General features: G+C 35.4%; 26 protein-coding genes. 5 read left to right on the top strand and 21 right to left on the bottom strand.

Annotation, left to right across the window (positions count from 1 at the left end; translation table 11 throughout):
* Positions 1–163: 163 nt before the first annotated feature.
* The 8 genes from VK90_RS25695 to VK90_RS25660 form a co-directional block, all read right to left on the bottom strand.
* Positions 164–1,336: a homogentisate 1,2-dioxygenase gene (locus VK90_RS25695; RefSeq protein WP_002175347.1), complete on the bottom strand. Its 1,173-nt coding sequence runs from the start codon at positions 1,334–1,336 to the stop codon at positions 164–166.
* The gene (locus tag VK90_RS25690) at positions 1,302–2,258 is read right to left on the bottom strand and encodes a fumarylacetoacetate hydrolase family protein (RefSeq protein ID WP_048376289.1); all 957 of its coding nucleotides are present in this window, start codon (positions 2,256–2,258) and stop codon (positions 1,302–1,304) included. The genes VK90_RS25695 and VK90_RS25690 overlap by 35 nt, the downstream gene beginning before the upstream one ends.
* A 67-nt stretch (positions 2,259–2,325) precedes the next feature.
* Entirely contained in the window at positions 2,326–3,444 is a 1,119-nt protein-coding gene (gene hppD / locus VK90_RS25685; RefSeq protein ID WP_025151089.1) for a 4-hydroxyphenylpyruvate dioxygenase, read from the bottom strand.
* Positions 3,445–3,872: 428 nt separating this feature from the next.
* A complete protein-coding gene (locus VK90_RS25680; protein ID WP_048376287.1) occupies positions 3,873–3,992 on the bottom strand; it encodes a DUF3948 family protein in 120 nt (39 codons plus the stop codon).
* Between the two features lie 34 nt (positions 3,993–4,026).
* Entirely contained in the window at positions 4,027–4,137 is a 111-nt protein-coding gene (locus VK90_RS25675; protein ID WP_001058532.1) for a DUF3948 family protein, read from the bottom strand.
* Between the two features lie 43 nt (positions 4,138–4,180).
* Positions 4,181–4,300, bottom strand: a complete 120-nt coding sequence (locus VK90_RS25670) for a DUF3948 family protein (protein WP_002074222.1) — start codon at positions 4,298–4,300, stop codon at positions 4,181–4,183.
* Between the two features lie 34 nt (positions 4,301–4,334).
* Positions 4,335–4,454: a DUF3948 family protein gene (locus VK90_RS25665; RefSeq protein ID WP_002074222.1), complete on the bottom strand. Its 120-nt coding sequence runs from the start codon at positions 4,452–4,454 to the stop codon at positions 4,335–4,337.
* 33 nt (positions 4,455–4,487) lie between these two features.
* Positions 4,488–4,598, bottom strand: a complete 111-nt coding sequence (locus VK90_RS25660; protein ID WP_001058532.1) for a DUF3948 family protein — start codon at positions 4,596–4,598, stop codon at positions 4,488–4,490.
* A gap of 404 nt (positions 4,599–5,002) precedes the next feature.
* On the opposite strand from VK90_RS25660, the gene VK90_RS25655 reads away from it, so the two are divergent.
* Positions 5,003–5,875 carry a Cof-type HAD-IIB family hydrolase gene (locus tag VK90_RS25655; protein WP_048376284.1) on the top strand — a complete coding sequence of 291 codons (873 nt, stop codon included), beginning with the start codon at positions 5,003–5,005 and terminating at the stop codon, positions 5,873–5,875.
* A 39-nt stretch (positions 5,876–5,914) separates the two neighbouring features.
* Here VK90_RS25655 and VK90_RS25650 read toward each other — a convergent pair whose 3' ends face one another.
* The 5 genes from VK90_RS25650 to VK90_RS25630 all read right to left on the bottom strand — a co-directional run bounded on the left by VK90_RS25650 (position 5,915) and on the right by VK90_RS25630 (position 11,591).
* Entirely contained in the window at positions 5,915–6,880 is a 966-nt protein-coding gene (locus tag VK90_RS25650; protein ID WP_048376282.1) for an ABC transporter ATP-binding protein, read from the bottom strand.
* The gene (locus VK90_RS25645) at positions 6,880–7,857 is read right to left on the bottom strand and encodes an ABC transporter ATP-binding protein (protein ID WP_048376280.1); all 978 of its coding nucleotides are present in this window, start codon (positions 7,855–7,857) and stop codon (positions 6,880–6,882) included. The genes VK90_RS25650 and VK90_RS25645 overlap by 1 nt, the downstream gene beginning before the upstream one ends.
* Before the next feature lie 10 nt (positions 7,858–7,867).
* Positions 7,868–8,791, bottom strand: coding sequence for an oligopeptide ABC transporter permease (gene opp4C, locus VK90_RS25640; RefSeq protein ID WP_025151084.1), 924 nt, complete (start codon positions 8,789–8,791; stop codon positions 7,868–7,870).
* A gap of 12 nt (positions 8,792–8,803) precedes the next feature.
* Positions 8,804–9,760, bottom strand: coding sequence for an ABC transporter permease (locus VK90_RS25635; protein ID WP_048376279.1), 957 nt, complete (start codon positions 9,758–9,760; stop codon positions 8,804–8,806).
* A gap of 103 nt (positions 9,761–9,863) precedes the next feature.
* Positions 9,864–11,591, bottom strand: coding sequence for an ABC transporter substrate-binding protein (locus VK90_RS25630; RefSeq protein WP_048376277.1), 1,728 nt, complete (start codon positions 11,589–11,591; stop codon positions 9,864–9,866).
* Between the two features lie 350 nt (positions 11,592–11,941).
* Here VK90_RS25630 and VK90_RS27750 point away from each other — a divergent pair, with 350 nt between their 5' ends.
* The gene (locus VK90_RS27750) at positions 11,942–12,139 is read left to right on the top strand and encodes a hypothetical protein (RefSeq protein ID WP_033719971.1); all 198 of its coding nucleotides are present in this window, start codon (positions 11,942–11,944) and stop codon (positions 12,137–12,139) included.
* 16 nt (positions 12,140–12,155) lie between these two features.
* Here the strand turns inward: VK90_RS27750 and VK90_RS25625 are convergent, their stop codons facing one another.
* The 7 genes from VK90_RS25625 to VK90_RS30405 all read right to left on the bottom strand — a co-directional run bounded on the left by VK90_RS25625 (position 12,156) and on the right by VK90_RS30405 (position 19,738).
* Positions 12,156–13,301, bottom strand: a complete 1,146-nt coding sequence (locus VK90_RS25625; protein ID WP_048376275.1) for an ABC transporter permease — start codon at positions 13,299–13,301, stop codon at positions 12,156–12,158.
* 11 nt (positions 13,302–13,312) lie between these two features.
* A complete protein-coding gene (locus VK90_RS25620) occupies positions 13,313–14,509 on the bottom strand; it encodes an ABC transporter permease (protein ID WP_048376272.1) in 1,197 nt (398 codons plus the stop codon).
* Between the two features lie 15 nt (positions 14,510–14,524).
* Entirely contained in the window at positions 14,525–15,457 is a 933-nt protein-coding gene (locus tag VK90_RS25615; RefSeq protein ID WP_048376270.1) for an ABC transporter ATP-binding protein, read from the bottom strand.
* 139 nt (positions 15,458–15,596) lie between these two features.
* A complete protein-coding gene (locus VK90_RS25610; protein ID WP_002175363.1) occupies positions 15,597–16,253 on the bottom strand; it encodes a response regulator in 657 nt (218 codons plus the stop codon).
* Positions 16,250–17,443: a sensor histidine kinase gene (locus VK90_RS25605; RefSeq protein ID WP_048376267.1), complete on the bottom strand. Its 1,194-nt coding sequence runs from the start codon at positions 17,441–17,443 to the stop codon at positions 16,250–16,252. The genes VK90_RS25610 and VK90_RS25605 overlap by 4 nt, the downstream gene beginning before the upstream one ends.
* A gap of 154 nt (positions 17,444–17,597) precedes the next feature.
* Positions 17,598–19,529 carry a ribosomal protection-like ABC-F family protein gene (gene abc-f, locus VK90_RS25600; RefSeq protein WP_156185491.1) on the bottom strand — a complete coding sequence of 644 codons (1,932 nt, stop codon included), beginning with the start codon at positions 19,527–19,529 and terminating at the stop codon, positions 17,598–17,600.
* A 74-nt stretch (positions 19,530–19,603) separates the two neighbouring features.
* Positions 19,604–19,738 (bottom strand): RAxF-45 family protein, encoded by a 135-nt coding sequence (locus tag VK90_RS30405; protein ID WP_002139888.1) that lies wholly within the window; start codon positions 19,736–19,738, stop codon positions 19,604–19,606.
* Positions 19,739–20,157: 419 nt separating this feature from the next.
* Here VK90_RS30405 and VK90_RS29995 point away from each other — a divergent pair, with 419 nt between their 5' ends.
* Positions 20,158–20,286, top strand: a complete 129-nt coding sequence (locus VK90_RS29995; protein WP_002175366.1) for a hypothetical protein — start codon at positions 20,158–20,160, stop codon at positions 20,284–20,286.
* A 135-nt stretch (positions 20,287–20,421) separates the two neighbouring features.
* Entirely contained in the window at positions 20,422–21,192 is a 771-nt protein-coding gene (locus VK90_RS25590) for a DUF4931 domain-containing protein (protein ID WP_029953137.1), read from the top strand.
* A gap of 33 nt (positions 21,193–21,225) precedes the next feature.
* Here the strand turns inward: VK90_RS25590 and VK90_RS25585 are convergent, their stop codons facing one another.
* Positions 21,226–21,759, bottom strand: coding sequence for a transglycosylase SLT domain-containing protein (locus tag VK90_RS25585; protein WP_025151075.1), 534 nt, complete (start codon positions 21,757–21,759; stop codon positions 21,226–21,228).
* A 247-nt stretch (positions 21,760–22,006) separates the two neighbouring features.
* Here VK90_RS25585 and VK90_RS25580 point away from each other — a divergent pair, with 247 nt between their 5' ends.
* Positions 22,007–23,656, top strand: coding sequence for a DUF2334 domain-containing protein (locus VK90_RS25580; protein ID WP_048376263.1), 1,650 nt, complete (start codon positions 22,007–22,009; stop codon positions 23,654–23,656).
* The last annotated feature ends 15 nt before the right edge of the window (positions 23,657–23,671 follow it).

Genomic DNA, 23,671 nt, shown 5'->3' with positions numbered 1-23,671 from the left:
TCTAAATAGAAGACTATCGTCTATTACAAAGAAAAATTCGACAAATATAAAAAAAAAACACGAGATCACATCTATATATCTTTTCATAATTTTTTTTGGTATTATTATACATGTCGATTCCAAAAAAGAGGCATGCTCCTTTATTGAGCATGCCTCTTTTTACTTATTTCACAGTATATGAACCTTCTTCAATCCAGCTATACATGTACTTTTCATCTTCCGTCTCATGTGCTTGTTTTACAATACGAAGCGGACGGAATGTATCTATCATAACAGCCAGTTCAAGTGTCTCTTTCTTCCCTATACTCGCTTCTGTTTTCCCTGGATGTGGCCCATGCGGAATCCCGCTTGGATGAAGCGTAATAGAACCTTCCTCTACACCTTTTCGGCTCATAAAGTTACCTTCTACATAATAAAGTACTTCATCACTATTCACATTACTATGATAATATGGTGCCGGAATTGATTCTGGATGATAATCATATAAACGTGGTACGAAAGAGCAAATAACAAAATTATGTCCTTCGAACGTTTGATGTACTGGCGGCGGTTGATGAATACGACCTGTAATTGGTTCAAAATCCTCTACATTAAAGACCCACGGATATAAATATCCATCCCATCCAACAACATCTAACGGGTGGTGCCCTAAAACATGCTTATGCATATATCCTCTGGACTTTGTCATTACGACAAACTCACCTTTTTCATCATATGTCTCCAATTTCTCCGGACCACGAATATCTCTTTCACAAAACGGACTATGTTCTAACAATTGCCCATATTCATTGCGGTAGCGATGTGGTGTTGTAATTTGGCTATTTGCCTCTACAACAAGAAACTTAGTCTCTCCTTCATCTGGAATGACACGATAAATTGTTCCAATTGGAATCGTTACATAATCACCTTTTCTATAGTGAATCGTTCCAAACATCGTCTCAATTTTCCCTGTTCCATAATGAACGAATAACATTTCATCGCCATCACCATTACGGTAGAAATAATCCATTTTTTCCGTTGGACTTACTACTCCAATTAACAAGTCTTCATTCCCAAGTATGAAATTCCTCCCACTTATTGCATCGCCAGTTTTTTTATTTTCTTTCGTGCGAAAATGACGATGAGCAAGAGCAACATCCTCTTCATACTGTAACTGACAAGAATGGGATAATGCTGCATGTCCTACTTCTGTTGGCATATAATGATGATACAAAATAGACTGCGTACCAGAAAAACCTTTTGTCCCCATTACCTGCTCACGATAAAGTGATCCATCTTTTTTACGAAATTGTACATGTCGTTTATGAGGTAGCTCCCCCATGTGACGATAATACATGCCCATCACCTGCTTCCATTTCTTTTTTTACCGTATTACGTAATGTACCTAAACCAGTAATCGTAAGTTCTACAACATCACCATCTTGCAACCACTCTTCCGTACCAAGCTCTAAAATACAGCCTGTTCCTACTGTTCCAGACCCGATAACATCTCCTGGATATAACGTAACATCTTCCGAAGCACGTTCAATCATTTCAGCAAATGTATAGTAAATATCTTGGAAATTCCCCTTTGATAACAATCGCCCATTTACATGAGCAGTCATCTCTAAATCATAACGATCACCGTTACGATAAACGTCTAATTCCTCTTTCGTAACGAGATACGCTCCTAATGAAGTTGCAAAGTCTTTCCCTTTCGCTGGACCGAGCCCCACTTTCATCTCTGTCGCTTGTAAGTCTCTTGCACTCCAGTCGTTCATAATACAATAACCAAAAATATATTCCTCCGCTTTCTCACGAGAAATATTGCGTCCTTCTTTTCCAATTACACAAGCAATCTCTAACTCGTAATCAAGCTTTTGAGACTTCTTTGGACCAGTAACAAAATCATCTGGTCCAATAACAGCACGGTGGTTAGTAAAATAAAAAACCGGGATATCATACCATTCAGGTATAACATCTAACCCTCTTCTCCCGCGGGCTGTTTTTACATGCTGTTCAAAGGCATAAAAATCTCGAATGCTACTCGGATTAGGAATCACCGCTGCCAGTTGTACTTCCTCTAAAGGATATATACCCTTTTCTGGATTTTTAATATTACGCACTACTTCTACATACTCATCCGCTTTCTCTAAAAAGGCGAGCATAGAGGAAGGTAATTTCCCATCACTAGCAAGATTCATATCGATTACTTTGTCACCTTCAAGCCAGCCAGCTCGCATTTCTTTCGAAGGGAGACGAAATGTAACAAATTTCATCATGATTCCTCCCTATGAAAAATGAAATTTCCACCAACAAAGGAATTCTTGCTGGTGGATATAAATTTTATAAATTCCCGCGACGCTCTTGTTCTCTTTCAATTGATTCGAATAAAGCTTTAAAGTTCCCTTCACCAAATCCACGAGAACCTTTACGTTGGATGATTTCAATAAATAAAGTTGGACGATCTACAATTGGTTTCGTAAAGATTTGTAATAAATAACCTTCTTCATCACGGTCTACTAAAATCTTCAATTCTTTTAATTTATCAATTTCTTCATCAATTTTCCCAACACGTGCTGTTAACTCATCGTAATACGTATCTGGCGTATCTAAAAACTCCACGCCATTTGCACGAAGCACTTCAATTGTTTTTACAATGTCACTTGTTAATAAAGCAAGATGCTGTACACCCGCTCCGTTATAGAACTCTAGATATTCTTGAATTTGTGATTTTCTTTTTCCGTCTGCTGGTTCATTAATCGGAAACTTAATACGGCTTCCATTCGTCATAACTTTTGACATTAATGCCGAATACTCTGTGCTAATATCGTCATCATCAAAGTGAATCATTTGTTTAAATCCCATGACGTTCTCGTAATAGCTAACCCATTCTTCCATTTTTTCAACATTACCAACGACATGATCTACAGCAATTAAACCTGACTCTTCAAATGGAAGATTAAACTCTACCTTTTGAAATCCCGGCATAAATGTTCCTTTATAATTTTTACGCTCTACAAGCGTATGAATTGTATCACCATACGTACCAATAACTGCTTTTTTCAATGTACCTTCCTCATCTGTTAACTCTTCAGGAGGAGCAATTGCAACAGCACCACGTTTTACCGCTTCAGAGTACGCTTTATCAACATCATCAACAAGAAGGGCCACATCCTTTACTCCATCACCGTGGGTCTTTACAAACTCTGCAATGCGATTATCGCTACTTAAAGCTCCAGACACAACAAAACGCATATTTTTTTGCACAAGAACATAAGATACCTTTTCACGGTTTCCTGTTTCTAATCCCGAATAAGCTACAATTTTGAATCCAAATGCTCTCGCAAGATAATAGCTCGATTGCTTTGCATTTCCTACGTAAAATTCAATATGATCTACATCACGTACCGGAAAAAAATCCTCCATTTGTGCAGCTAGCGTATCCATAGATTTTTGTTTCATAAATTCCTCATCCCCCTGTAAATAGATTAAATGGTCCATACTTAAACCTAACCGAAAACGCTTCCAACATTAATTGATAGAAATTAGTTAGCAAGCTAACGAATTCTGACTTTTAAAATTTTCTATCTTTTCTGTCAAATTCCTCTTTTTTTCTTACATATAAAATTCGACTTTTTTCTCTTTAAAATAAAATGAAACTTTAGTCAGTCGGGGTTTTGTTCATCCCCCACTGATTATTAGCCCACACCAATCGGGCTTTTACGGGCAGTTAATGCGGGATAAGGGGATAATATCAATACTTGAGAGGATATATGGGAGGAAAATAAAAAGACCCCAACATATTAACTATTTACTAATATGCTAGAGTCTTTATTTTTTTAGAATAATGGTACGTAAGGTGTATAAAAACTTATTGTTATCAATATTCATCATACTAATACATTTGTAAGGAATACAATAAACGCTGTCAATACGGCTGCTCCACTTGCTGATCCTAAAACATCCCTTTTTGTTACCTGTAATACTTGTTCCTTGTTCATATTCCTCATTCTCCCTTCTCTTGTTTTTGTTACAAAACTTTTATTATACTAATACGCTTGATAGAAATACGATTAATGCTGTTAATACTACCGCTCCGCTTGCCGATCCTAAGAAGTCACCTTTTGTTACGTTTAATACTTGCTCGTTGTTCATAATTTTCATTCTCCCTTCTCTTATTTTTATTACAAAACTTCTATTATACTAATACGCTTGATAGAAATACGATTAATGCTGTTAATACTACTGCTCCGCTTGCCGATCCTAAGAAGTCACCTTTTGTTACGTTTAATACTTGCTCGTTGTTCATAATTTTCATTCTCCCTTCTCTTATTTTTATTACAAAACTTCTATTATACTAATACGCTTGATAGAAATACGATTAATGCTGTTAATACTACTGCTCCGCTTGCTGATCCTAAGAAGTCACCTTTTGTTACATTTAATACTTGCTCGTTGTTCATAATTTTCATTCTCCCTTCTCTTATTTCGTTATAAAACTTCTATTATACTAATACGCTTGATAGAAATACGATTAATGCTGTTAATACTACCGCTCCGCTTGCTGATCCTAAGAAGTCACCTTTTGTTACATTTAATACTTGCTCGTTGTTCATATTATTCATTCTCCTTTTTTATAAGTTATCTATATGTAATTTCTAAGAAATGATTAGTTCATAGTTTTTATGTTAACGTTACATTAAAATTAATTACGTAACGTTTGTAACATTAATGTAACATAACTATTATTACGTTGCAATATAATTACGTGATTTTTATTACATTTTTTTTACGTTTTTTATCAGAACATCCTAAAAACCTTTATTTATAGCGTTTTTCAACACTTACATGTTTGTAATATTAATGTAATATTACAGTTACAAATAGAAATATAGCATTATATCTACTTAGTTTTGTTACAAAATCATTCTTAACTATATAAATAGGAAAATTTACTCAAGCCGTGTATATATGTTTCCTTTTCATAACTATGTATAATGAAAACAAAGAGGTGGTCATTTTGAAATTAATCGCACTAGATATGGATGGTACACTATTATCATCTAATCTTGAAATCTCCAAAGAGAACTTACAAGCTATCCAAACTGCAAAAGAAGCCGGTCATATTGTAATGATTTGTTCTGGTCGTGCAAAAGAGGATGCTTTAAAACTATTGGAAGAATATCAACTCTCTCTTCCAGTTGGGGCAAGCAATGGGGCAATTATTTATGTGGATGGAAAGGTAATTAACTCGCGTTGTTTACAAAACGATAAAGTGTACAAGCTTGCAAAGTTACTAGAATCTGAAGGATTTCCATATAAGTTGTACACAAATAAAGGGGTTTATTCTCCTTATACATGGCAAGGCCAAGTAATGCAAGCGTTCGAAGAAAACAAGCATACACTAGATGTTACACTTGAGGATCTCGAAAGAATTACAGAAAAACAAAAGAAATCAAACCTAATTACCGACTTCCAAAAAATAGAAGATGTCATAAATAATCCAGAATTAGAAATATCTAAATTCTTCATTTTAACATTTAATGCTGCCCATCGTTCGCAGCTATTGCAAACTTTACAAGAAGATACGGATATTTCAGTTACAGCATCAGCCCCTACTAATGTAGAAATTATGGATAAGCATGGTCATAAAGGAAATGGACTACAAGAAATGGCAGCTTATTTCAATATACCAATTGAAGATACTGTTGCAATCGGTGATAACTTTAATGATGTGCCAATGTTACAAGTAGCTGGCTTATCAGTTGCAATGGGTAATGCTGAAGAGGACGTAAAAAAATTATGTGACGTTGTTACATTAACGAATAATGAAAACGGTGTTGCTCACGCAATTGAGCAATTTGTATTGAAACAAACTTCATCAAGTAAATAAAAAAAGGGCTCTTTCACATTTTGAAAGAGTCCTTTTCTTTTACACATGATGACAAGCAACAAAATGATTTTCACCAACATTACGAAATTCCGGTACAGCTTTTCTACAAACCTCTGTTGCAAATGGGCAGCGTGTATGAAAACGGCAACCTGAAGGTGGATTCGCTGGACTTGGAATATCTCCCTCTAAAATAATTCGCTCTCGTTTCACCGTTGGATCTGGTATTGGTACAGCTGATAACAATGCTTTTGTATACGGATGAAGTGGATTTGCAAATAATTCATCACGAGGCGCCGTTTCCACAATCGTTCCTAAATACATAATCCCAATTTTCGTACATAAATGCTCCACAACACTTAAATCATGCGAAATGAATAAATAGGATAATCCCTTTTTCTCCTGTAATTCACTAAACAAATTAATGATTTGTGCTTGAATAGATACATCTAATGCCGCAACAGGTTCATCAGCTACAATAAATTCTGGATTTAATACCATTGCCCTTGCAATAACGATACGTTGACGTTGTCCTCCAGAAAATTCGTGTGGATATCGGTCAATATGATACGGAGCTAAACCACATAACTCCAGTACCTCTATCACCTTTTCACGGACATTTTCTTTCGTTGCTAGTCCGTGGGCCAACATCGGTTCCCCAAGTGCTTCTCCAATTCTCATTCTTGGATTTAATGAACTAAATGGGTCTTGGAAGACAAGTTGCATATTAGGACGATGCTTTCTTAGTTCCTCTTTTGATAAACTATGAACATCTTGACCTTTAAATTTCACTTCACCTTCTGTTTTTTGAACGAGACGGAGAATTGTTTTCCCTATCGTCGTTTTCCCACTTCCAGATTCCCCTACGAGGCCAAACACTTCTCCTTTATCGATTGTAAAGCTTACTCCATCTACCGCTTTCACATGTCCAATCGTTCTACTAAATACGCCGCCTTTAATCGGAAAATATGTCTTTAAATTTTTCACTTCTAATAATGGTTCACTCATTATTCCGCACGCTCCTCATATAACCAGCAAGCCACTTTATGATTCTCATCATGTACATTCAGATTTGGTGCTTCATTTTTGCATATTTCCATGCAATGCTCACAACGACCGCTAAAGTAACAAAACTCATCTAAGCCAACTAAATTCGGAACTTGCCCTGGAATAGAATAAAGTTTATCTGTTCGTTTCCCCATTACTGGTTTTGATTTTAGCAACCCTTTCGTATATGGATGTTTAGGATTTTGAAATAGCTCTACTACTGGCGCTTCTTCAATGACTTTACCACCATACATAACAACAACGTAATCGGCCATTTCCGCTACAACACCTAGATCATGTGTAATTAATAAGATAGACGTTTTAAATTCCTCTTTTACTTGTCTTAATAAGTCTAATATTTGTGCTTGAATCGTAACATCAAGAGCTGTTGTCGGTTCATCTGCAATTAATAACTTTGGATTACAACTAAGCGCAACAGCAATCATAATACGTTGTAACATTCCACCGCTCAGTTCGTGAGGATAAGAATGTACAATTTCATCAGCACGAGCTATACCGACTTTACGAATTAATTCAATTGCTTTTTTGTATGCTTCGTTTTTGCTAAGTAGTTCATGCTCCCTTAACGTCTCAACAATTTGCTCTCCAACAGTGAAGACTGGATTAAGCGATGTCATCGGTTCTTGGAAAATCATCGCGATATCATTTCCTCTTAAACTACGAAGTTCTTTCTCATTCATTCCTAAAAGGCTCTTTCCTTCATAAAGAATATCGCCACCAACGATGCCGCCAGATTCAGCAATAAGTCCCATAATAGATAAGGCCGTTACACTTTTTCCGCAACCTGATTCGCCTACTACACAAACTGTTTCACCTTCTCGAACTGAAAAGCTAACATGATTGACAGCCTTTACTGTACCTTCTTCCGTCTGAAAGTGTGTTTGTAAATCCTTTAGCTCTACTACTGCTTTACTCATGCTTCCTCACCTACCGCTTCATCTTTGGATCTAATGCATCACGAAGTGCATCGCCAAGTAAATTAATTGATACGACTGTTATAAAGATTGCAAAACCAGGTGGAATCCATAACCACGGACGTTTTTGGAAATCGATTAATGAGTTTGCTGCACTAATCATATTCCCCCACGATGGTGTAGGTGGAACGACACCAAGACCTAGGTAGCTTAGTGCAGACTCCCCTAAAATAGAACCCGCAACACCTAATGTTGATACAACAATTAATATTGGCAAAACATTTGGGATTAAATGATATACGATTTTCCGGTAATCTTTTATCCCAAGCACGTCAGCAGCTTGCATAAACGATTGTTCTCGAAGCGATAAAATTTGACCCCGTACGAGACGAGCAAGTCCTGGCCAACCTACTAAACTTAAAATAATCATAATGACATAAAGACGATAATCAGATGGTACTTTCCATTCTGATAAAATAGCCCCCATTATAATAAGTAACGGTAATCCTGGCATCGACATTAAAATATCGGCAAGACGCATTATAATATTGTCGACGATACCACGGTAAAAACCTGCAATAGCTCCTAATAAAGCACCTAGTATAACTGATAAAACCATTGAAGCTAAGCCAATTGTTAACGAAATCCGTCCCGCCTGCATAAGCCTCGTTAAAATATCTCTTCCTAATTGATCCGTACCAAGCCAATGAGAAAAGCTAGGTGGTTTGTTAATTAGCGTAACTTGTATTTTTCCTGATGCATACGGTGAAAAGAATGGACCGATAAAACAAAATAAAAACATAAAAATTAATGCATAAAACCCTATAAGTGCCATTTTATTTTTCTTTATCCTTTTAAAAGCTTGTCTCCACGGCGATGATTCATTCCGTCTTTTCTTTTTTGCTTTTTTCTCTGTAATTGCTGTAACAGTTTCCATCTCTCTCCCCCCTTACTTCAACCGAATACGTGGATCAACAACGGCATATACAACATCCGCTAAAAAGTTTGAAACAATTGTCAAACAAGAAAGAAACATCGTAAATGCCATTAATACTGTATAATCACGGAAATTAAGTGCTTCCAATTGAATATTACCGATACCTGGCCAGTTGAAAATTTGTTCAATAATAATTGCCCCTGAAAACAATCCTGGTAACTCAAATGCAAGCAATGTAATAGCCGGTAAAATTGCATTTTTTAATGCATGTTTATAAATAACGGTCTTCTCTTTTAAACCTTTTGCTCTAGCCGTTCGAATGTAATCTTGTCTCACAACCTCTAACATACTCGTTCTAAAATAACGAGTTAATGAACCTACTCCAAGAAGAGTTAAAATAAACACTGGTAAAACCATATGCTTTGCAACTTCTATTATGTAAGTAATCCCAGTTGAGTTACTCCCAACATCAATCATTCCGCCTATCGGTAATAACTTAAAGTCAACCGCGAACACTTTAATTAAAAACAAACCGATAAAGAATGAAGGGAATGACATCGCTGCAAAGACACCAATTGTTACAAGCTTATCAAATAAGGAATGTTGCTTTGTCGCGGAAAATACACCGATAATAAGTGCAATTAGCCAAATAAAGAACAATGCAATAGCCGCTACAATAAAAGAATTCCAAATAAATTTATTTAATAATGACGTTACAGGTTCTTGATATTGAAGCGAAAAACCAAAATCCCCTTGCAATGCATTACCTAACCAATGAAAATAACGCTCAACGATTGGCTTATTTAATCCATATAATTCCCTAAGTTCAGCTGCCCTTTCTGGTGTAATCTTTGGATTTGAATCAATATAATCCCCTGGAAGAAGCGCGAACAAAAAAAAGATAATAACTGACGTACCCAACAGTGTAGGAATCATTTGTAACAACCTACGAACGATATATGTTTTCACCCTTTTTCTCTCCAATCTTATGCCTAAAATAGAAGAACATTTTTTCAAAGCGGTACATTACTAACCGAATGAAAAAATGTCTTCTACTTATACATTCTTATCGTTATTTTTCAATAGATAATACTGGTAAGTTTGCACTAATACTATTGTATTTTTCAGGGTCAATTCCTTTTATATTCCCGTTGTATCCAGTAATTGTTCTACGATAGTTTAATAGAATTACTGGTGGATCATCACTTAACTCTTTATATAATTCTTTATAAATCGGTTTACGTTTTTCAATATCAACTGTCTCAATACCTTTTTTAATTAGCTCATCTACTTTCGCATTTTTATAACCAAGACTCTTCTCATTGACACCAGATAAATATTCACCAGCTGTTTCACTTGGATCACTTGTAATCGGTGTCGAAACAGAAGCCAAATCATAATCACCTTTGTTTACCTTCGAAAGCATAGTATTAAAGTCCATAAATTCAGGATTAAACTCTACACCTATCTCTTTATAATTCTCTTTCGCAATTGGAATTAATAAATCACTATCTTTAGCCGAACTTGGACCGAAATAAGAAAGCTTTAATTTTTGACCATCTTTTTCACGCACTCCATCCGAACCAACTTTCCATCCTGCTTCATCTAATAATTTTTTCGCTTTTTCTTTGTCGTATTCATATTTATTAACCCCTTCTTCCGTATAGGCCCAAGAAGTTGGATGAATTGGTACATTAGCTACCGTACCGTATCCTTTTAATGCTGTATCAACATACTTTTTACGATCTAATCCGTAAATAAGTGCTTGGCGAACCTTTTTATCCTTTAAATACGGCTTATTATTATTCATATAAATATAACTAAATGATGCCGCCGTTTCGATTTGAATGTTCGCGAATTGTAAACCTTTCGCCTGCTCAAGAATTTCATCACCAGTACCTAGGCCAGTGTAGTCAACTTCGCCTGTTTGGAACAATTGTAGTTTCGTATCACCAGCAGTAATTTTATAAATGAAGTTTGGAATTTTCGGTTTACCTGCATAATAATTTTCATTTGCTACAAATCGAACTTCTTGGCCTGGAATATACTTTTCGAATTTATATGGGCCCGCAGCTATCGGTTTTCCATATAACTCTTTTAAATAGTCTAAACTTGTATTTTGTTTATAGTCTTTTCCATAATAAGCTTTTGCTAACACTGGACCACCTAAAGCAGTTAGTGTTTGAGAGTTAACTTTTTCAGTCGTAATTTTAATTGTCTGTGGATCTATAACTTGAAGGCCTTCAATAGAAGTTGCTTTTCCTTCTTTATATTCTTTACCACCTTTAACCGCATATTGAGAAATGTCTATTTCACCTTCATATGCCTTATCATGTAAAAGCGTCAATGTGAACGCTACATCATCTGCTGTTAATGGCGAACCATCACTAAATTTTAAATCCTTACGTAAATGGAATGTATATGTTAACTGATCAGAGGAAACATCCCACTTCTCAGCTAATTCTGGAATTGGTTTTCCTTGTTTATCTGTTGATACAAGAGATGCAAAAATAACAGACGTTACGTTTCCATCCCAACCATTTTGCTGGAAGTATGGTAAAAAGACACCACCTGGTTTATTAATTCCAACAACTAACGTGTCTTTTCGATTTTTTGCTTTATCAGGTACTTTCGTCTTATCTGTAGCAGCAATCTTTTCGATTTTTATATTCTTTAAATCTTGCTGTTTAACTGGTTCTGTAGAAGCCGTATCTTCCTGTCCCCCACAAGCAGATAACACAAACGAACTACTCAGTAATACTGAAAATACACCAGCCCATTTTTTTGTCTTTGTCTTCATTGTCCCCACCCTAACTTTTTTTAATAATTACACTTTATGAACTGCTTGCCTTATGTATGCCTCCCACAGCAACATTTTATAGCCAATCGGAAAAGTCGGTTTTAAACACAAAAAAATAGATGTTTTTGAGGGGTAACAATCTTATTCCGACCTTTCCGGTAGACTTTATGGTTATTAGCTTATATCGTTCACTATATTTTGTCAATTCTTTCTATATAAATATTTTTAAGAATTTTTTAAAAATTATTGATTAATCTTTAATTTAGGTAAACTTAGCAAAAAATTTATTCTATTATCTAATAGCCCAGCATAGAATAATAACAATTAACTACCAAAAAGGGGGCGAAAATATAGACAACCTATTCCAATATGTCCTGCACTATGTGTTATTAACAATCATGATAGTCGGGGCATTATTACTATTCCCATTCTTCCCAAAGTTCGTCCTCTTTTTAGCTTTTTTCGTTATGTTAGGGATCGCAATTATTATCTCTATGAAAGAAGACGATACACAAAAAGAAAGCAGAGTTCAGCGCTTAAAGCTGTAACTCTGCTTTCTTTTTTTCAGTCGTAACGTATTCTTGTTAAACCAATTATGAAAAATACTCCTGCAAATAAACTGAGTATACCAATATATCCTCCTATATCTGCTAATGTGCCTCCCCTTACAATTAACTCCGTAAAGCCACGCATCGCCCACGTTTGCGGAACAAAATTTGCCGCCACTTGCATCCATGCCGGCTCAATTTCGATTGGCCAATAAAGACCACTAATCATACATGTTGAAATTACAACGATATTACCTAGTGCGGACTGCTGTTCTGTTGTTTTTACGATACTTGCCAATAATAAAGCTAGACCAATGACGGCTAATAACAATACTGAAACGAGTGTAATAACCCCTAATAAATTTCCCCACTGCACATCAAATAATGAATGCGTTAATATCATTAAAACACCAAATTGAATCCACCCTATTAAAAAGAAGGAAAGGATATATCCTGCTAGTATTTGAACTTTTGAAACTGGCGCTCCTAATAAACGAGACCAAACACCAAGTTGTCTAGCTTTCAAAATAGTTCCCGTCGCACTTAACATGACAATCATGACGAATAGAATTGAAAAACCTGCAGCTCGCCCTGTAACGTTATTTAACTTTTGATCATCATGTAAAATCGATTCTTTTTGAATCGAAACAGGATCTACTTTTGTATAAATTGTTTCATACATCGTTTCCCACGAAGTGTTACTTTTCTTCTCAAAATCTCTTGCTGCACTAACTTCTATCTCCATCTTTTTTAATGCACTTGCTAATACTTGCTCTACAGAAGTTCCACCAGTAAAATCAGCACTAGCTTGAAATTGAATATTTTCTACCTTTCTATCTAGCATACTCTTTTGAAAATCCTTCGGGATGATGATTATACCAGATGATTTCTTGTTTTCAATCCTCTGTTTCCCTTCCTCATACGTTACCTTCTCTATAGAAATTAAATCACTTTTCTTTATTTCCTCGTAATACTTGCTAGATAATACAGAACCATCTTTATCTACTAAACTAATATTTACTTTCGCACTCCCACTTCCACCTAAAAGCCCGCCGAAAATGAGTGTAAAAATAATAGGCATTCCAAACATGAGTATATAACTTTGTGGCTTAATTAAAATTTGTTTTAATTCTAGCCAACAAAGCGCCCAAACCTTCTTCATCATTTCCCCTCCTATCTCGTACGTAAACGTAACGTTCCAATCATAACGGAGATAATTCCTGCACTACATAAACTTAAAATAACAGGAAGCAGCACATCCCAAGATGTTCCCGACATAATATTTAAGAAGCTCGTAAGTGCCCATTTATTCGGAGCAATGTTCGCAACTGTTTGAAGTGTATCGGGAAATACGTAAATCGGTAACATTGATCCCCCTAATATAGCCAGTATTTGAATACCCATTCCCCCCATTAAATCTGCCGTTTTTTCCTCACGAATAAAGGCCGCAATTAACATAGATAAACCAGAAACACAAATTGCATAAGAAATTCCCAACACTACTAGTTGAGACACGTCTTCGCCCCATTCCACATGAAACATAAAGTGTGTAGCAACTATAAATATTCCAAATTGTATACAGGCAAATAGTAATGTACCTAAAAACTTCCCGAATAAAATTGAAAATGAGCTCGTCGGTGTACTAAACAAACGCGCCAACGTTTCAGTTCGTTGTTCTGTTACAACTGACTTTGCACCTACTGTTATGTTATATAGTAAAAACATGACTAACATCGCTGCTGCATAATATTGCATCGCCGCAACTGTTTTTTTACCTATCGTTCCTCTTTCAATGTTATCCGCACTTGTAGTTGCTATCGTCTGTAGACTTCCACTTACCTCTTTTGCAACTTGTGCTACATCACCCTGCTGAGATTTTGCTAATTCTGTTACAACACTTTTAGTAGATACTGCGACTGTTTGAACACGTTCTGAAAAAGAGTGGATTATTGACTCGGCAATTTTTGCTTGTATATCTTTTGATGGGTCTATAAGCACCTTTGGTTCTTTTAATTTTCCATCTTGTACTTGTTCGCTCCATTTATTTGGGATGACAATTCCTACATCGATTTTCTTTTCCTTTAACATATCTTCAAGCTCTACCTGGGAGTTAACTACCTTTACTTTCACATCATCTTTTATTTCCTTAGACTGCAATACATCTTTTTGAAAGACATCTGCAAACTCATCCGCTCCCCCTTGATAATAGCCAATTACTGTTTTCGGTAGTCCACCACTATCAAATACATTACTTAACGCTGAACCTAAAATCGCTGTTAATAAAAGCGGCATAAGTATCATCATCATAAATCCGCGGCGATCAATTAAACGGATTTTTAAATCTTTCCATGCAATAATGAAACTTTTCATCTCGCACTAACCTCCTTAATCACGCAGTGAACGTCCTGTTAATTGTAAAAAGAGTGCCTCTAAATTCGGTTCTTGCACTTCAAGTTTTAAAATTTGAGCGTTGTTCTCAACAACTACTGACACAACTGTGCCAATTGCCTCGCCACCATTTAGTCCAATGTCAATCGTGCTATTATCTTCGTCAAAAATAATACGCTCAACAACAGGTAGTGCTTTCAACTTTTGTAGCAGTTCCGTACTATAACGATTTAATTGTAATTTCACTATAAACCCGTCTGTCAGACGATTGCATAACTCTCTTTTCGTTCCTAGTGCAATTACCTTTCCGTGATCAACGATGGCAATTCGCTCACATAAATACTCAACTTCTTCCATGTAATGACTCGTATAAATGACCGTCATACCTTTTTCATTTAATTTTTTAACCGTCTCTAAAATATGATTTCTCGATTGCGGATCAATCCCGACTGTCGGTTCATCCATAATTAATAACTCTGGTTCGTGCATAAGTGCTGCACCAATATTAATACGCCTTTTCATTCCACCTGAAAATGTTTCAATTTTATCTTTTCCCCGATCCTGTAAACCGACGTAAGCTAACACTTCCTCTGCCCGCTCCTTTGCAGCTTTTCCATTTAAACCGTACATCTTTCCCCAAAAAATCAAATTTTCCTTTGCTGAAAGTGTCGGATACAGCGCAATGTCTTGCGGGACAATACCGATTTTCTTTTTTGCTTCTAATGGATACTCTTTTACAGATTTCCCACCAACTTTTATATCACCACTATCGTATGGAATTAACCCGCAAATCATTGATATCGTCGTTGACTTCCCCGCTCCATTTGGACCAAGTAATCCAAATGTTTCACCCTTTTTCACTTCAAAAGAAACACTCTTTACAACTTCCTTCTTGCCAAATGATTTCGTAATATGATCAATGACTAACATATTGATTCAGCCCCTTTGCATTCATCTACACTTTCATTGTAGAAAAATTTCTTCTTCTCTCCATCAGTCTTGAGATAGAAATACAAAATAAAAAAAGCAGCAAATTTTGCTGCTTTTTCACACTTATATATGCCAAAAGTCATGTGTATGTCGTAACACCATATCTTACTGCGTATATTGCTGCTTGTGTTCGATCTCTCAGTTCGAGCTTACTAATTAAATTAGAAACGTGATTTTTTACAGTTCCCTCTGTAATGAATAACTTTTCAGCAATCTCTTTATTATTTAAGCCAAGCCCAATTTCCCTTAAAACATCTACTTCACGCTCAGTTAATTGTTCTAGTTGTTCTGGTGGGGGGCACTCTACTGCTACTTTTGTCTTTTTTAATTCCTTTACAATTTGCGCTGTTATATCTTGAGGAAGCACAGCGCCTCCACCGTGTACCGTTAAAATAGCTTGAACGATTGCATCCGTCTCCATGTCCTTCAATAAATATCCGCTCGCTCCTTGCTCTAATGCTTCAAAAATAAGCTCACTATCACTAAAAGTCGTTAACATAAGAACCTTTATATGAGGAAACTTTTCTCTAACTAAACGAGTTCCTTCAACACCATTCATACGAGGCATCCGAATATCCATCAAAATAATTTCAGGCTGTAATTGTTTCACCTTTTGTACGACTTCATCCCCATCACTAGCCGTCCCCACCACTTCCAGTTCCGGACGTAAATTTAATATCATTGCCAATCCATCACGAATCAGTGATTGATCATCAACAATCATAATTCGAATCATAACGCTCCCCCTATTATCCATGTTTTTTCTCGGAGCGGGAATTCGATTTTTAGGCGAAAACCTTTTTCTATTTCACTCTCAAATTGAATGATTCCACCATGCTCCTCTACACGTTCTTTCATATTAAGTAACCCAAACCCAGGGCTTACTTCATTGACTCCCATACCATTATCCGAAATACATAACTTAACTTGTTCCACTGAACAAACTAAACTTACTTCACATAAACTAGCTTTCCCGTGACGTTTTGCATTCGTTAAAGACTCTTGCATAATACGAAGTAACGTAGGCTGTAGTGACAACGGAATCACAACCGGATCCCCTTGTAATTGAAAAGATACTTGTACTTTCGTCGCTTTAGAATATCCATGTAACATTTCACGCATATTCTCTATTATGTTCCCTAGTTTACTTTCCTCTTTTAAGGCATGCACAGAAGTTCTCACTTCTTGAAGTGATTTTCTAGCTAACCCATGACATGTATGTAAAACCTCTTCCGTAGCGTCCGATTTTTGTTTCCATAAAGTCTCCGCTAGTTGTAACTGAACAAGTAAAGCTGTCATATTATGACCAACTGTATCATGAATTTCTCGGGCAATATCATTCCGCTCCCGAACGGCAGTCAATTCTTCCACCTCTTTAGCATATAGCCGTAATTGTTCATGTGCTTCTTTTAAAGCTGTATGAGATAATGCTAATTTCCCATATTGCTCATCTACCATTTGCCGAGCAGCTGTAAGTTTTTTTATTAAGTTTCCAGCTAAAGCACTGAAAACGATGAACATAAAGTTAATTGCATTACTCTCCAATTCCAGACTCCCTGTATGTTGGTACGTATGCATTATATTTATAAACCAACAAAGAAAGAAAAAAGCGATAAAAAAATAAGTCGTACTTTTACGCCAACCATGAATAAATAATCCTATCGCATCAATTCCAAATATAATTAAATACAAACATGTCTCGGGAAATAAAAATCCTAATAATGCTGTGACAATACCGTTTGCGATCAAGGTATAAAAAACGAGTTTCCTACCCCCTTTTTCTTTTACAAGTAAAATATGATTCACAATATAAATGAAAAGTGCAATGCCGACAAAAATTTGTAAATTTGCTGTTTCACGTGAAACATGATTTGCGTAAACTAAACAAATCATGACGATTGTAGCAATCCGCGCGTATCCTAGCATAAAATTCCCCTCACGTTTCCGTAGCATAAAGCTCATTTTCTTATCATCACAATAAGAAAATTATACCAATTTTTATCTCTTCATTATACAAAAAAGGAGCAAGCCCTCCCTCAAAATATGAGAAAACAACTTGCTCTTTTTCATTCTAATTTCCTTACTCCACAATATTCTCTAACTCATTATATAAATCTGCTCGTAACAACTCTTTTTTCGTTTTTTCTTCATACAATTGTTCAAGCATTTCAACATCGACTACATTTTCCATTCTACATTCAAGTGCATATATATCTTCTTCTATATGCATTAACTCGTTTTCAACTTTCTCTAAATTTCTAGACTCCTGCTTTTTTATAGGTATCACTTCTAACGCTTTACTCCCTTGCTGCTTCTGTTTCACTACTTGTTTCTCAATTCTTTCTTCCCACTTTTGACGAGCCCATGCATAATTCCCTGCAAACTCAAATAATTTGTGCTCATCAATCCAATATGTCTTTTCAAATAATTTATTTAAGAAATAACGATCATGTGAAACAGTTAAAATCGTCCCATTATATTGTTCAAGTGCTTCCTCTAAAACTTCCCTTGATTCAATATCAAGATGGTTTGTCGGCTCATCTAAAATTAAAAAATTGATGTCTTGATACATAAGTTGCGCGAGCCTTAACCTCATTTTTTCTCCACCACTAAGTTGCGTGACTTTCTTAAAAACAGCTGGACCATAAAATAAAAATCGAGCTAATATGTGTCTTGCTTCTCCCTCTGTTACAGCTACACATTCTCTGAAAGCTTCCAGTACATTGTTCTTCATATTCCCATACGCATGCTGCGATAAATAACCGATTTTCACACTACTACCAATCCGAATTTCTCCAGCATCTTGCTGGATTTCTTCTAGTAGTAATTTTAATAACGTAGTCTTTCCTGTACCATTACGTCCAACGATAGCTGCGCGCTCCTGAAAACGAATATGCAAATTTACTTTCTCGAATAAAGCTCTGTCAGCAAATCCTTTACTAACTTCTTTCATTACAACGACATCTTTTCCGCTTCTCTCTTGCCCTTCAAACTGAAGTCCCATCTGTTTTCGTTCTAAAATCGGTCTCTTTAATTTCTCTATACGCTCTAATGCACGTTCCATATTTCTCGCTCTCTTATGCAATCCTTCATTCGGAGGATTCGCTTGATTTGCCCATTCACGTAGACGCTTAATTGCTTCTTTCATTTTCTTTATTTTCTTTTGTTGTTCTTGATAAGCTTGAAATTCCTGAAGCAACCTTTCTTCTTTTTCCTCAATAAACTGTGAATAGTTCGTATGATATACGTGAATTTCTCCATCCTCTAAATCTAAAATTTTCGTTACAACTTCATCAAGAAAATACCGATCATGCGAAATGACCATGACCGTCCCAACATATTCTTTTAAAAACTGCTCTAACCATTCAACTGCAAATAAATCTAGATGATTTGTTGGTTCATCTAATAAAAGTAAATCTGGTTTCTGCAATAGCATATACGCAAGGCTTACCTTTGTCTGTTCACCACCGCTTAATTCCGTAAATAATCGAGAGCATAGTTCCGTCACTTGTAGGCCATTTGCTACCTTCATAATATTTGCTTCTATTTCGTAACCACCGAGAAATGCAAACCTTTCTTGAATTACTCCGTATCTCTCCATTAATTTTTCTAAAGCAAATGCTTCCATCTCTTCCGCCATATTCTTTTCTAAAGCATGCATTTCCCTTTCTAATTCCTTTTCTGCTTTAAAAGCAGAACTTAATACATCATATACGGTTATTCCATCATCAAACTTTGGAATTTGTGCCACATGACCAATACGTGTTCCTTTCTTCATATGGATAGCTCCTACATCCACATTCTCCATCCCTGTTAGAAGCTGAAAGATCGTCGTCTTCCCACTTCCGTTACGACCAACTAAACCAACACGTTCACCATTTTTTATTTCAAGCGATATATTTTCAAATATGATGTTTCCACCAAAGGATTTCGTTATATTGTTCACGCTACAAATTGTCATTTTCCGTACTCCTTTCAATATAAAAAACCATGGGAAAGAAACGTTCCCCATGGTTTTTGGCATAGAAAAAGGAAGCTAAATAGCTCCCTTTTCACACGTTTTATCAAAAATGGGTGAAGAGATTTCTATCGTTCAATAGCTACTATGCAATTGTTAAAAAAGGGCATACGTATCCCGTTAACAACTACATCATGAAAAATCGCACGACAAATATAGATATAATCTAAAAATTTTGCGCGCGTAGCTAAAGAACATTTCATCTCATTCACTCCTTTCGTACGGAATTTAATACTTACTTCTTTATTATACTTTCCCATTTCATGTTTGAATAGTCATTTTTCTGAAAATAATGAAGATAGACTAAACATTTCAATAAGTGACATCAAATCTTACAAAACTGTTATGTTCACGTAATGGAAAGCGATAGTACGAAAAGATGCCTCCCTATACAATAAAGATGTAAACAAGAGAGACAAATAAAGGAGGAAACAATCATGATGAAAGAAATCGTAAAAGCAATCTTTGAGGTATTAGTGAACGGACAAGCAGTTGTAAAAGAACTAAACGAACTATAAAAAGGAGTGAAGAGATATGATGAACATGGTAAAAATGATCTTGCATGCTTTAGTTGATGCGAAAGCAGTTAGCCAAGAATTAAATGAACAATAAAAAGGGGTATATGAATATGAAGAAAGCCATTATTGTAATCGCAAGTACAGCAATTGCTTTATACACAATGAAAAATAGAAAAAAGAAACAAAATGAAAATACTCTATATTATCCATACACATTATTAAAGAAAAAATAAAAGACAAGGTACCCTATTGTAATGAGGATATCTTGTCTTTTATTTTTTGCTCTGTTTCCTTTAAAGGATTTCCCCCTCCCTTTCCCGAATGTATTAGACGGCAGTTTTACACACATTTTAAAGGGGTATAGAGAAATGGATACACAACAACTTTATTTTTTGAATGATATCGGCAAACAAAAACCAGAAAGCATTCGTAACAGAAGCGCTGCTTGTCCTTTTTGCGACAGAGAAAATTTAACTGATATTTTAGCAACCGAGGGCTCTATTATTTGGTTAAAAAATAAATTCCCTACATTAAAAGATACATTTCAAACTGTGCTAATCGAAACCGATAATTGTGATGATCATATCGCAACATATACAGAAGAACATATGAGATCACTAATTCGTTTCTCCATTAAACATTGGTTAGACTTACAGGAAAGTAATGAATTCACATCCGTTATTTTATATAAAAATCACGGCCCATTTTCAGGCGGAAGTTTGCATCATGCACATATGCAAATCATCGGAATGAAATATGTAGACTATCTAGAAAACGTAGAGAAGGAAAATTTCCAAGGGGTAATTGTACAAAAAAACGAGCGCATTGAACTTAATATTTCAGAGCGTCCCATTATCGGTTTTACTGAATTTAACATCATCATTGAAGATATTTCATTTATAGATGAAATGGCAAATTACATTCAGCAAACTGTATGTTACATATTAACGGATTTCCATAAAGGGTGTAGTAGTTATAATTTATTCTTCTATCACCTGAACGGAAAAATCATTTGTAAAGTTGTTCCCAGGTTTGTAGTTTCACCATTGTATGTAGGATATAAAATACCGCAAGTTTCTACAAAACTTGAAAATGTGAAAATACAACTATCGCAGTATTTCACAAGACAAAAGGATTAAACTATTCAAAAAAACAGAGTAGGTATAGAAAACCTACTCTTTTATTACGCCTTTATTTCGATAGTATACATCCTCTAATCCGACGTTATACTTCATATTGTTATCCGTCCACTCTGGTCCTAAATTTCCTGGCCATCCAGATGTATTCGCTATATATTTTAGTAATGCAAAATCAGTCAAACCTTTTTGCACCCCACGTTTGTACCCTTTCATTAAATGCGGCATTGCAATTTGTGCATTTGTACGTGGATCTTTCAACTCTTCATCCGTTAAATGATCTGGCGCAAGCCCACCACCGCGATGTAATTGAAACAATCCAAATGAAGTCCCGTTATCTCCAACGCTTCTTGGATTTAACCTACTTTCATGTTCGGCAATTGTAAGAGGTATCCATTCCGGAAGATTTACTTTCTTTGCTTCCTCTATAATGATCTGTTTCATCTGTTTTGCTTCCTCTGAATCAACATAGCTTGTCTCATTCATTAGCTTACCCATTCCTTCAGACTTACCTTGGAAATATAAATATACTCCAAGAACAACTAAAAATCCTACAAAGAATTTCTTCACTACCTCTACCTCTTTCTCCGCTGAAATTTGTCCCCTTTCAGCCTTCCCTTTACAATTACCCACACTCTATCACTCTCTTACTCTTTAATCATAGCAAATAATTGTACCTATTATCATCATGCTTTAGACCGATTTTGTGAAAAAACATATGATAAATACGTGCAAAAATGTAACTTACATAGACTATAATTATTTTTTTGTATATAATTGTAAATTGAATTACATATATAGAATAGGAGCATACAACATGAAAAAATGCCTAATATTCTTGTTCAGCATTTTACTACTCATCCCTATACACACCTCTGCACAAACGTCATCAAAACCAAAAGTACTTATTTTGTATAGTACAGAAGACGATAAAATTACAAATAATATACAAATCCTTAATACTCAGTTAGGACATTTTACAAATGATATAACAGTAAAAAGTTTGAAGGAAGTAAAGGAAGATACCGAATCATCACCTTATACACATATTGTTTATATCGGAGAGAAAAAAGAAGATTTTTCTATTGCAGCAAAACAATTTCTAGAAAACTTCTCAGGTCCAGTATTAGTTTTAGGACAAAATGTTGAACAATTATCTAATCGTTTTTCTTTCATTACATTGAGAAATGATGATGTACGAGTTAATAAAATTGAATATCCAGCATATAAGCTGAAAAACATATTAGAAGAAGAACGGTTAATTCAAACGCTTGATACAAATGGAACAGTTCTTGCTAATGCTTTCAGTTCAAATGGAACCCACCCATTAATCATTCAGCAAGGAACATCTTATTATGTTGCAACTCCAAACCTTTTTGATTGGATGTCTCATTACGTCGGTGAAATGTTATTTTCTTATTTCGGACAAAAACCTAAAACAAATAAAACTTCAGCTTATTTACGTCTTGAAGACGTTCATCCAGCTGCAGATGTAAAGCAATTAAAAGAAATCGCTGAATTACTAAAAGAGAAAGAGCTTCCTTATATGATTACTGTTATCCCTGTTTACAAAGATCCAGACACAGGAAAAACAGTACATTTAAATGATAACTCTGAATTAATTGATGTTTTACAATTTATGCAAGATAATGGCGGCTCTATCGTTATGCATGGTTACACCCATCAATTTTATGATAGTGAAACTGGAGAAGGTTTTGAATTTTGGGATGTAAAAACTGATCAACCAATTCGCCAACCGAACCATGAAAAGCCAAAAACAAAAGACGATTTTCAATCTACAGAGGACTATAATAAATACGTAGAAAACGGAAAGGCTTTTGAAGAAAAGTATATTAAAGAACATATTGAAAAAGGGATTACAGAGCTTGTAAAAGCTAAACTGTATCCAGTTGCTTTTGAAGCTCCACACTATACAATGTCTCAAAAAGGATACGAAGTACTTTCTCAATATTTCTCTACTTATGTAGGACAACTACAACTAAACGATGCAACTTGGAAATCTATGCATTCACCAGCTTATACGAGTACACCATCGTTTTTACATGGGATGAAATTAATGCCTGAAACGGTTGGTTTTATTGAAGAAGGTAAGCCACAAGATATTGCCAAAATGAAAGAACGCGCTTTATCTATCACAAAACTATCTAATGGAATTATCGGTGCATTCTATCATCCTTACTTAGGCGTTCAACCATTAAAAGAAGTATTAAAGGAACTTGAAAGCATTCCAAACGTAGAGTGGATTAATTTACAAAAAGAAACGAATGAAGTAAAAATGAAAGATATTCATATTACTACTAATAAAGACGGCATTCACGTCGACAAGCCAACCACTACGGATGATGTAATTGATTATGTAAAACAATATGGCTTCTTCCTTATACTTGGGTTCATTATCATTGTCTTTATTTTATTATTAAAACGCGCGAAAAAATTAGAGTCATAATAAAAAAACACCAAG

Source organism: Bacillus sp. LK2 (assembly GCF_001043575.1).
Taxonomy (GTDB): Bacteria; Bacillota; Bacilli; order Bacillales; family Bacillaceae_G; genus Bacillus_A; species Bacillus_A paramycoides.
Note: the sequence above shows the minus strand (reverse complement) of the source record. Positions and strands in the feature narration are given on the sequence as shown.

What these genes read in the sequence shown, in the direction of transcription:
- VK90_RS25695 (WP_002175347.1), bottom strand. Translation starts at nt 1,336, where the DNA reads ATGTATTATCGTCACATGGGGGAGCTACCTCATAAACGACATGTACAA.
- VK90_RS25690 (WP_048376289.1), bottom strand. Translation starts at nt 2,258, where the DNA reads ATGAAATTTGTTACATTTCGTCTCCCTTCGAAAGAAATGCGAGCTGGC.
- hppD (WP_025151089.1), bottom strand. Translation starts at nt 3,444, where the DNA reads ATGAAACAAAAATCTATGGATACGCTAGCTGCACAAATGGAGGATTTT.
- VK90_RS25680 (WP_048376287.1), bottom strand. Translation starts at nt 3,992, where the DNA reads ATGAGGAATATGAACAAGGAACAAGTATTACAGGTAACAAAAAGGGAT.
- VK90_RS25675 (WP_001058532.1), bottom strand. Translation starts at nt 4,137, where the DNA reads ATGAACAACGAGCAAGTATTAAACGTAACAAAAGGTGACTTCTTAGGA.
- VK90_RS25670 (WP_002074222.1), bottom strand. Translation starts at nt 4,300, where the DNA reads ATGAAAATTATGAACAACGAGCAAGTATTAAACGTAACAAAAGGTGAC.
- VK90_RS25665 (WP_002074222.1), bottom strand. Translation starts at nt 4,454, where the DNA reads ATGAAAATTATGAACAACGAGCAAGTATTAAATGTAACAAAAGGTGAC.
- VK90_RS25660 (WP_001058532.1), bottom strand. Translation starts at nt 4,598, where the DNA reads ATGAACAACGAGCAAGTATTAAATGTAACAAAAGGTGACTTCTTAGGA.
- VK90_RS25650 (WP_048376282.1), bottom strand. Translation starts at nt 6,880, where the DNA reads ATGAGTGAACCATTATTAGAAGTGAAAAATTTAAAGACATATTTTCCG.
- VK90_RS25645 (WP_048376280.1), bottom strand. Translation starts at nt 7,857, where the DNA reads ATGAGTAAAGCAGTAGTAGAGCTAAAGGATTTACAAACACACTTTCAG.
- opp4C (WP_025151084.1), bottom strand. Translation starts at nt 8,791, where the DNA reads ATGGAAACTGTTACAGCAATTACAGAGAAAAAAGCAAAAAAGAAAAGA.
- VK90_RS25630 (WP_048376277.1), bottom strand. Translation starts at nt 11,591, where the DNA reads ATGAAGACAAAGACAAAAAAATGGGCTGGTGTATTTTCAGTATTACTG.
- VK90_RS25625 (WP_048376275.1), bottom strand. Translation starts at nt 13,301, where the DNA reads ATGAAGAAGGTTTGGGCGCTTTGTTGGCTAGAATTAAAACAAATTTTA.
- VK90_RS25620 (WP_048376272.1), bottom strand. Translation starts at nt 14,509, where the DNA reads ATGAAAAGTTTCATTATTGCATGGAAAGATTTAAAAATCCGTTTAATT.
- VK90_RS25615 (WP_048376270.1), bottom strand. Translation starts at nt 15,457, where the DNA reads ATGTTAGTCATTGATCATATTACGAAATCATTTGGCAAGAAGGAAGTT.
- VK90_RS25610 (WP_002175363.1), bottom strand. Translation starts at nt 16,253, where the DNA reads ATGATTCGAATTATGATTGTTGATGATCAATCACTGATTCGTGATGGA.
- VK90_RS25605 (WP_048376267.1), bottom strand. Translation starts at nt 17,443, where the DNA reads ATGCTAGGATACGCGCGGATTGCTACAATCGTCATGATTTGTTTAGTT.
- abc-f (WP_156185491.1), bottom strand. Translation starts at nt 19,529, where the DNA reads ATGGGGAACGTTTCTTTCCCATGGTTTTTTATATTGAAAGGAGTACGG.
- VK90_RS30405 (WP_002139888.1), bottom strand. Translation starts at nt 19,738, where the DNA reads ATGAAATGTTCTTTAGCTACGCGCGCAAAATTTTTAGATTATATCTAT.
- VK90_RS29995 (WP_002175366.1), top strand. Translation starts at nt 20,158, where the DNA reads ATGAATATGAAGAAAGCCATTATTGTAATCGCAAGTACAGCAATTGCT.
- VK90_RS25590 (WP_029953137.1), top strand. Translation starts at nt 20,422, where the DNA reads ATGGATACACAACAACTTTATTTTTTGAATGATATCGGCAAACAAAAA.
- VK90_RS25580 (WP_048376263.1), top strand. Translation starts at nt 22,007, where the DNA reads ATGAAAAAATGCCTAATATTCTTGTTCAGCATTTTACTACTCATCCCT.